The sequence below is a fragment of the Pseudomonas sp. GD04015 genome (assembly GCF_029837675.1).
Taxonomy (GTDB): domain Bacteria; phylum Pseudomonadota; class Gammaproteobacteria; order Pseudomonadales; family Pseudomonadaceae; genus Aquipseudomonas; species Aquipseudomonas paralcaligenes.
This window is the reverse complement of sequence record NZ_JAOEEE010000003.1, coordinates 281,402-288,483: the sequence shown is the minus strand read 5'-3', so window position 1 is coordinate 288,483 and position 7,082 is coordinate 281,402. Positions and strand designations below refer to the sequence as shown.

Genomic DNA, 7,082 nt, shown 5'->3' with positions numbered 1-7,082 from the left:
CCTCGGACACCGTAGGGTGCGCCGCGCGCACCGCAGAGCCAGCCTGGTCCGCCGCCCAGGCGGCCGCCGCCAGCCGCGACTTCGCCGAGCTGCACGCGGCCCACGGCGGCGTGCTGTGGGTCGAATTCGACCCGACCAACGGACGCTGCTCGCTGCAGTTCCTCCTCGGCGACTGGTGCCGCGAGCTGACGCCACCCGGCTACTCGGTGCGCAGCAAGGTCTACGAATACGGCGGCGGCGCCAGCTGCGCCACCGAGCGGGGCGTGGCCTTCGTCAACGAGGCCGACCAGCAGGTCTACCACCTCGACCTGGCCGGCGGCGCACCCCGTGCGCTGAGCACCTGCTTCACCTGCCGCTACGGCGACCTGGCCTTCGTCCCGGCCTGGCAGGCGCTGCTGGCGGTGGAGGAGAGCCATGAGCCGGGCGAGGTGGCGCACCGCATCGTCCGTCTCGGCCTGGACGGCAGCCGCCAGGTGCTGGTGCAGGGCGCCGACTTCTACGCCGCGCCCACGGTGGACGAGGCCGGCGAGCGCCTGGTCTGGATCGAGTGGGACCGCCCGCGCCAGCCCTGGACCGCCACCCGCCTGTGCCAGCGGCATCGCTCGCCCCAGGGCGACTGGAGCCGCACCCGGGTGCTGGCCGGCGAGGAATCGCTGCAGCAACCGCGCTTCGACGCCGACGGCCGCCTGCATTGCCTGAGCGATCGCCACGGCTGGTGGCAGCCGCTGGCCGAGGCGGGCGACGGGCTGGTCGCGCGGCTCGACGCCCCGTTCGATCACGCGCCGGCGCCCTGGCAGCTGGGCGGGCGTAGCTACCTGCCGCTGACGGGCGGCGCCCTGCTGGCGAGCCGGCTCGCTGCGCGGGGCGGCGAGCTGCTGGAGTGCTCCGGCGACGGCCGGGAGCGGCGCCTGGCCGGCGAATTCAGCCGCTTCCGCGCGCTGGCGGCGGACCAGGGACACTTCTACTGCGTGGCTTCCGCGCCGGACCGCCTGCCAGCGGTGCTGGCCATCGACCGGCGCGACGGTGGCGTGCAGGTGCTGGCCGGCGGCGAGCGGCCACTGGACGACGAGCACTTGCCGCGCCCCGAGGCCATCGCCTTTGCCAGCGGTGGGGAAACCGCCCACGGCTACTTCTACCCGGCGCGGGCGGCCGGGCCGACGCCCCTGGTGGTGTTCCTCCATGGCGGGCCGACCTCGGCCTGCTACCCGGTGTTCGACCCGCGCATCCCGTTCTGGACCCTGCGCGGCTTCGCCGTGCTCGACCTCAACTACCGGGGCAGCGCCGGCTTCGGCCGCGCCTATCGGCAGCGTCTGTGCGGGGAGTGGGGGCGCATCGAACTGGAGGACATCCGCGCCGGCGTCGAGCACCTGGCCGGCGCCGGGCGCATCGACCGCAACAAGGTCTTCGTGCGCGGCGCCAGCGCCGGCGGCTACAGCGCGCTGCTGGCCCTGGCCGAGGGCGGCTACGCCGGGGGCGCCAGTCTGTACGGCGTCAGCGACCCGCTGGTGCTGCGCCGGCTCACCCACAAGTTCGAGGCGGACTACCTGGACTGGCTGCTCGGCGATCCGCAGCGGCACCCGGAGCGCTACCGACAACGCACGCCACTGCACCAGGCGGGGCGCATCCGCGTGCCGGTGATCTTCTTCCAGGGCGGCCGCGACGCCGTGGTGGTGCCGCAGCAGACCGAGGCGATGGTGGCCGCGCTGCGCGGCAACGGCGTCGCCGTGGAGTACCGCCTGTTCCCGGACGAGGGCCACGGCTTCCGCCGCGCCGAACACCAGGCCGAGGCGCTGGAGGCGGAGTACCGGTTCTATCGCGACCTGCTGGAGGCCCCGGGTTGATCGACATCGGCTGCATGGCCCCGGCGTAGGGTGCGCCGCGCGCACCGATTGTCTCGGAGAACGGTGCGCACGGCGCACCCTACCCGGGCTCGACCATGGCGCCGGGCCGCTGTAGGCAGAAGGTCCGATTGCAAAGCCCGACGATTGCAGTAGGCTGCTGCGGACACATCACCAGAACAAGAAAAAGGCTGTGGCATGAGCCAGGTACTGAGCCCGCTGCGCAAGTTCGTCTCGCCCGAAATCATCTTCGGCGCCGGCTGCCGGCACAACGTCGGCAACGTCGCCGCCAACTTCGGCGCCAGCAAGGTGCTGCTGGTCTCCGACCCCGGCGTCGTGGCCGCTGGCTGGGTGGCCGACGTGGAGGCCAGCCTGCAGGCCCAGGGCCTGGCCTGGAGCCTGTACACCGAGGTGTCGCCGAACCCGCGCATGGAAGAGGTGATGGCCGGCGCCGAGCGCTACCGCAGCGAGGGCTGCAACGTGATCGTCGCGGTCGGTGGTGGCAGCCCGATGGACTGCGCCAAGGCTATCGGCATCGTCGCCGCCCACGGCCGCCACATCCTCGAGTTCGAGGGGGTGGACACGGTGCGCGTGCCGAGCCCGCCGCTGATCCTGATCCCGACCACCGCCGGCACCTCGGCGGACGTCTCGCAGTTCGTGATCATCTCCAACCAGACCGAGCGGATGAAGTTCTCCATCGTCAGCAAGGCGGTGGTGCCGGACGTGTCGCTGATTGACCCGGAAACCACCCTGAGCATGGACCCCTTCCTCTCCGCCTGTACCGGCATCGACGCCCTGGTGCACGCCATCGAGGCGTTCGTTTCCACCGGTCACGGCCCGCTCACCGACAGCCACGCGCTGGAGGCCATGCGCCTGATCGGCGGCAACCTGGTGGACATGATCGCCAACCCCGCCGACATCGCCCTGCGCGAGAAGATCATGCTCGGCAGCATGCAGGCCGGCCTGGCCTTTTCCAACGCCATCCTCGGCGCGGTGCACGCCATGAGCCACAGCCTCGGTGGCTTCCTCGACCTGCCCCACGGGCTGTGCAACGCCGCATTGGTGGAGCACGTGGTGGCCTTCAACTACGACGCCACGCCGGAGCGCTTCAAGGTGATCGCCGAGACCCTCGGGTTGGACTGCCGCGGCCTGACCCATCCGCAGATCCGCGCGCGGCTGGTGGAACACCTGATCGCCTTCAAGAGTGCGGTGGGGTTCCACGAGACCCTGGCGCGCCACGGCGTCGGCAGCAGCGACATCCCGTTCCTCTCGCGCCACGCGATGCACGACCCGTGCATCCTCACCAACCCGCGCCAGTCCAGCCAGCGCGATGTCGAGGTCGTCTATGGCGAGGCCCTCTGAGGACCCGCAGAAGGCCCTCGCCGGGTTGCTCGGCCTGGGCAGCCAGTCGCAGCGCAAGAGCCACTATCCCGAGCTGATGGCGCGCCTTGAGGAGCTGGAGGCCGAGCGCAACCGCTACAAGTGGTTGTTCGAGAACGCGGTGCACGGCGTGTTCCGCGCCAGCCTGACCCAGGGCCTGATGGCGGCCAACCCGGCGCTGGCGCGGATGCTCGGCTACGCCGAACCGCGCGAGGTGCTGTGGTCGCTGTCGGACCTGGCGCGCGAACTGTTCGTCGGCGGCGCCGAGGAACTGTTGTCGATCCGCGACGCCCTGCAGGCGCGCGGTGGCCTGTACGGCTACGAGACCGAGCTGCGCCGGCGCGACGGCAGCCGCATCACGGTGATCATGAACCTGCTGCTCAAGCCGGACGAACCCGGCGTGTTCGAGGGCTTCGTCGCCGACATCACCGAGCGCAAGCTGGCCCAGCTGCGCCTGCAGCAGCTTAACGACGAACTGGAGCTGCGGGTCGCCGCGCGCACCGAGGAGCTGCGCGAGGCGCGCGACGCGGCCCAGGAGGCCAACCACTCCAAGGACCGCTTCCTCGCCGCCGCCAGCCACGACTTGCTGCAGCCGCTGAACGCCGCGCGACTGCTGATCGCCACCCTGGCCGAGCGCGCGCTGCCGAGCGCCGAGCGGCAACTGGTGGAGCGCACCCAGCAGGCGCTGGACGGCGCCGAGGAACTGCTTGGCGACCTGCTCGACATCTCCCGCCTGGACCAGGCCGCGGTGCGGGCCGATCCGGCCGACCACGACCTGGCGGACCTCTTCGCGCCGCTGGCATCGGAGTTCCAGCCGGTGGCCGAGGCCGCGGGCCTGCGGTTGCGCACGCGCCTGCCGAAACTGGCGGTGCGCACCGACCTGCACCTGGCCAGCCGCATCCTGCGCAACCTGCTCAGCAACGCCTGCCGCTACACCGGCCAGGGCGGCGTGCTGCTGGCCGCGCGCCGGCGCGGCGAGCGCGTGCGCATCGAGGTGTGGGACAGCGGTCGGGGCATTCCCGAGGAGCAGCTGGAGGCGATCTTCCAGGAGTTCAGCCAGCTCGAACCGGGGCGCGGCGTCGGCCTGGGACTGGCCATCGTCGAGCGCATCGCCCAGCTGTTGGACAGCCCGGTGCAGGTGCGCTCGCGGCTGGGCCGGGGCTCCTGCTTCGCCTTCGAACTGCCGCTGGCGCCGATGCCGCGCCGCGCGGTGGCGAAGGCGCCCCAGGTGCAGCTCGGCGATCCGCTGCCGGGCCACCGCCTGCTGGTGGTCGACAACGAGCAGAGCATCCTCGACAGCATGGCCGCGCTGCTCGGCCAATGGGGCTGCGAAGTGCTCACCGCCCGCGACCTGAACCAGGCGCTGGCGGTGCTCGACGGCAAGGCGCCCGACGTGCTGCTGATCGACTACCACCTGGACAATGGCGTGATCGGCTGCGAGGTGGTCGAGGCGCTGCGCGCACGCTTCGATCCCCAGCTGCCGGTGGTGATGATCACCGCCGACCGCAGCGAACAATGCCAGAGCGCGGCCCAGCGCAAGGCGATCCCCCTGCTGAACAAACCGCTCAAGCCGGGCAAGCTGCGTGCGGTGCTCAGTCAGGTGCTCGGTTGATTTCTCTCTGGCGTGGGTTCAGCAGCGAGCGGTCGAACCCGTGGACCATGGTGTCGGCGCCCAGCGGCGGTTCTTCCTCCGGGTTCTGCGGGCCGAGCCGTGCGATGGCCTCGCGCAGGCGCAGCATCTCGGCCTTGAGGTAGTGCAGCTCCTGCTGCGGATCGTGCAGGTAGCCCTTCACCGCGCAATGGCCGGTGAGGCCGCGCAGCAGACCGAGGCCCCCCAGCGCGGCCAGGCCGAAACCGCAGACGTCAGCGCGGTGCAGGCCATAGGCGAGGCCGGCCAGCCCCAGGCCGATGGAGAGGGTGCGTTCGTAACCGTGGACGTTGTGCATGATGGTTCTCCTTGGGGATGGACTTGCGACTGGCCGCCGGCCAGGACGTTCCTCCCCGCGGATGAGTGGCGACCGCCGCCATGCTCGGTGAGAATGAAGGCCCGCCCCGATCCCGCGAGCGCGCCATGACTCCCTCCCTCTTCGAAGCCCTGCGTCAGTCCCGCCATTTGCTGGTGTTCACCGGCGCGGGCGTGTCCGCCGAGAGCGGTATCCCGACCTTTCGTGACGCCCTGACCGGGCTGTGGGCGCGTTTCGATCCGGCGCGGCTGGCCACGCCCGAAGCCTTCGGGGCCGACCCGGATCTGGTCTGGGGCTGGTACGAGTGGCGCCGCCAGCGAGTGCTGCGAGCGGTGCCCAATGCCGCCCACCGGGCCATCGCCGAACTGGCGGCCAGGGTGCCGCGCCTGACCCTGGTGACGCAGAACGTCGACGACCTGCACGAGCGTGCCGGCAGCAGGGACGTGATCCACCTGCATGGCAGCCTGCATGCGCCGCGCTGCTTCGACTGTGGCCAGCCGCATGCCGGGCTGGCCATGGAGCTGGATGAGCCGGAGGAGGGCCGGCGCCTGCCGCCGCCATGCTGCGAGCATTGCGGCGGGCGGGTTCGGCCCGGCGTGGTCTGGTTCGGCGAGGCGCTGCCGGAGGCGGCATTGGAACAAGCCTTCGCAGCTGCGGCCGAGTGCGACCTGCTGCTGTCGATCGGCACCTCGGGCTTGGTCTACCCCGCGGCCCAAGTGCCGCAGATCGCGTCGCGCGGCGGCGCCACCGTGGTGCACATCAACCCGCAGCCCGTGGCGGTCGGCGGGCCCCGCGAGCACAGCCTGCAGGGCGCCGCCGGCGAGGTCCTGCCACGGCTGCTGGAGGCCGCCTTCGGTGCCTGATCATGCCCCGCCGGGGCGGTTCTCCGAGTCGGGTTCGAGTGCGTGGGACGGCTGGTTGCGGGTCTTCCACAGCGACAGCAGCACACCGCCGGCCAGCAGGCCGAGGGTCACGCCCAGGGACAGGGCAGCCGGCACCTTGCCGATGACGTTGACCAGGAAGATCTTGCCGCCGATGAATACCAGCACCAGGGCCAGGGCGTACTTGAGGTAGGCGAAGCGGTGGATCATCGCCGCCAGGGCGAAGTACAGGGCGCGCAGGCCGAGGATGGCGAAGATGTTCGAGGTGTAGACGATGAACGGGTCCTGGGTGATGGCGAAGATCGCCGGCACGCTGTCCACGGCGAACACCAGGTCGGCGCACTCGATCAGGATCAGGGCGAGGAACAGTGGCGTCACCCACAGCACATCGCGGCCGCTGGCGTCCGGCTGGCGCACGAAGAAGCGCTGCTCGTGAAGGCGCTCGGTCACCCGCAGGTGGCCGCGTATCCAGCGGATGAAGCGGTTGTTGGCCAGGTCCGGCTCGTCGTCCACTTTGGAGAACAGCATCTTCACGCCGGTCAGCACCAGGAACACGCCGAACACGTAGAGGATCCAGCTGAACTCGTGGATCAGCGCGGCGCCCAGGCCGATCATCAGGGCGCGCAGCACGATCACCCCGAGGATGCCCCAGAACAGCACCTTGTGCTGGTACTGGCGGGGGATGGCGAGGAAGCTGAAGATCAGCGCCATGACGAACACGTTGTCCATCGACAGCGACTTCTCGATCAGGAAACCGGTCAGGTAGTCCATGCTCGAGTCGCCGCCTTTCTGGAAATACACCCAGACGGCGAACAGCAGGCCCATGGAGATGTAGCCGCCGGACAGCAGCAGGCTCTCCTTGACGCCGATCTCGTGGTTGTCGCGGTGGAGGACGCCGAGGTCGAAGGCCAGCAGGGCGATCACCAGGGCGAAGAAGGAAAGCCACAGCCAGGTGGCGGTGCCGAGCAGGTCGGCGAAGAGAAACGCATGCAGGGTGCTCATGAGCCCCTCCTTAAAGT

The 7,082-nt window shown here is 70.6% G+C and carries 6 protein-coding genes; 4 read left to right on the top strand and 2 right to left on the bottom strand.

Translation table 11 applies throughout. The features are described 5' to 3' along the window. The 3 genes from N7640_RS04360 to N7640_RS04350 all read left to right on the top strand — a co-directional run. Nucleotides 1-1,841, top strand: a 1,841-nt coding sequence (locus tag N7640_RS04360) for a S9 family peptidase (RefSeq protein WP_279906180.1), incomplete at its 5' end; no start/stop codon positions are given. A 195-nt stretch (nucleotides 1,842-2,036) separates the two neighbouring features. Beyond that, the gene (ercA, locus tag N7640_RS04355) at nucleotides 2,037-3,200 is read left to right on the top strand and encodes an alcohol dehydrogenase-like regulatory protein ErcA (RefSeq protein ID WP_279903807.1); all 1,164 of its coding nucleotides are present in this window, start codon (nucleotides 2,037-2,039) and stop codon (nucleotides 3,198-3,200) included. Further along, nucleotides 3,184-4,830 (top strand): NahK/ErcS family hybrid sensor histidine kinase/response regulator, encoded by a 1,647-nt coding sequence (locus tag N7640_RS04350; RefSeq protein ID WP_279903805.1) that lies wholly within the window; start codon nucleotides 3,184-3,186, stop codon nucleotides 4,828-4,830. The genes ercA and N7640_RS04350 overlap by 17 nt, the downstream gene beginning before the upstream one ends. Here the strand turns inward: N7640_RS04350 and N7640_RS04345 are convergent. Next, complete coding sequence (locus N7640_RS04345) at nucleotides 4,811-5,164, bottom strand: YgaP-like transmembrane domain (protein WP_279903804.1); 354 nt, start codon at nucleotides 5,162-5,164, stop codon at nucleotides 4,811-4,813. The two genes, N7640_RS04350 and N7640_RS04345, sit on opposite strands and share 20 nt — an antisense overlap. A 125-nt stretch (nucleotides 5,165-5,289) precedes the next feature. On the opposite strand from N7640_RS04345, the gene N7640_RS04340 reads away from it, so the two are divergent. After that, on the top strand, nucleotides 5,290-6,045 hold the full coding sequence (locus N7640_RS04340; RefSeq protein WP_279903803.1) for an NAD-dependent deacylase: 756 nt from the start codon (nucleotides 5,290-5,292) through the stop codon (nucleotides 6,043-6,045). Here N7640_RS04340 and N7640_RS04335 read toward each other — a convergent pair whose 3' ends face one another. After that, on the bottom strand, nucleotides 6,046-7,065 hold the full coding sequence (locus tag N7640_RS04335; protein WP_279903802.1) for a TerC family protein: 1,020 nt from the start codon (nucleotides 7,063-7,065) through the stop codon (nucleotides 6,046-6,048). Nucleotides 7,066-7,082 lie beyond the last annotated feature (17 nt).